At 76.7% G+C, this 1,180-nt stretch carries 2 protein-coding genes; both read left to right on the plus strand.

The genetic code is table 11. From position 1 onward, the window contains the following. Positions 1-657, plus strand: a 657-nt coding sequence (locus B0W88_RS31855; protein WP_304442609.1) for a GspL/Epsl periplasmic domain-containing protein, incomplete at its 5' end; no start/stop codon positions are given. An 11-nt stretch (positions 658-668) separates the two neighbouring features. Continuing rightward, a complete protein-coding gene (gene gspM, locus B0W88_RS31860) occupies positions 669-1,163 on the plus strand; it encodes a type II secretion system protein GspM (protein WP_077038417.1) in 495 nt (164 codons plus the stop codon). The last annotated feature ends 17 nt before the right edge of the window (positions 1,164-1,180 follow it).

Below are 1,180 nucleotides of genomic sequence, written 5' to 3' on the forward strand. Positions count from 1 at the left end.
GTGCTCTCGCCCGAGCAGCGCGCCCTGGCCGCCGTCGACTCGCCCTGGAACCTGCGCCAGTTCGACCTCGCCCAGCGCACGCGCGGCCTGCGCACGGTGCGCGGCGCCTGGCGGACCTTCCTGCAGCGCGACTGGCGGCCGGTCCGCTGGGGCCTGATCGGCCTGGTGGCGGTGCAGCTGGTCGGCATCAACGCGATGGCCTGGCACCAGAACCGCCAGCTGCGCGAGAAGCGCGCCGCGCTGGACGGCACGCTGACGGCCACCTTCCCGCAAGTGCGCGCGGTGCTGAACGCGCCGGTGCAGATGCGCCGCGAGGCCGATGCGCTGCGCGCCAGCGCCGGCCGCCCCGGCCCGCAGGACCTGGAGACGCTGCTGGCCGCCACCGCCACCGCCTGGCCGGCCGACCGCGGCCCGGCCGATTCGCTGAACTTCGAGCCCGGCACGCTGGTGCTGCCGGCCGGCGGCTGGAACGAGGACCAGATCCAGCGCCTGCGCAGCCAACTGCGCGGCGAAGGCTTCACGCTGGACAGCCAGGGCGGCCAGCTGAGCGTGCGCCGCGCCGAACCCGGCAACGATATCCCGGGCCGGCCCGGCCGCGGGCCTCGCCCCGGTGGCGGCCCCGGCCCGCAAGGCGGCATGACGCCGCCGCGGAACTGAACACGCAGACCATGAGCACCTGGCAAGACCTGACCCTCAAATCGAAGCAGCGCTGGCTGGCGCTGCAGGACGGCGAGCGCCGGGCGCTGAGCCTGCTGGGCGCCCTCATCGGCCTGGCGCTGGCCTGGCTGATCCTGGTGCAGCCGGCGCTGCGCACGCTGCGCGAGGCGCCGGCCCAGCTCGACGCCGTCGATGCCCAGCTGCGCGAGATGCAGGCGCTGGCCGCCGAGGCCCGCGAGCTGCGCGCGCTGCCGCCGGTGCCGGTGGCCCAGGCCGCGCAGGCGCTGCAGGCCGCCAGCGAGCACCTCGGCGCCGCGGCCAAGCTGAGCATCAATGGCGAGCGCGCGGTGCTGACGCTCACCGGCATCAGCAGCGAGGCGCTGCAGGCCTGGCTCGGCGAGGCGCGCAGCGCCGCCCGCGCCCGGCCGGTGCAGGCCCAGCTGGCGCGTGGGCCCAAGGGCTTCACCGGCAGCATCGTGCTGGCGCTCGGCGGGTCCGCTCCATGACCCGCAGCCCGCGGCCC

This window comes from Pelomonas sp. KK5 (assembly GCF_001984095.1).
Taxonomy (GTDB): Bacteria; Pseudomonadota; Gammaproteobacteria; order Burkholderiales; family Burkholderiaceae_C; genus KK5.

What these genes read in the sequence shown, in the direction of transcription:
- gspM (WP_077038417.1), top strand. Translation starts at nt 669, where the DNA reads ATGAGCACCTGGCAAGACCTGACCCTCAAATCGAAGCAGCGCTGGCTG.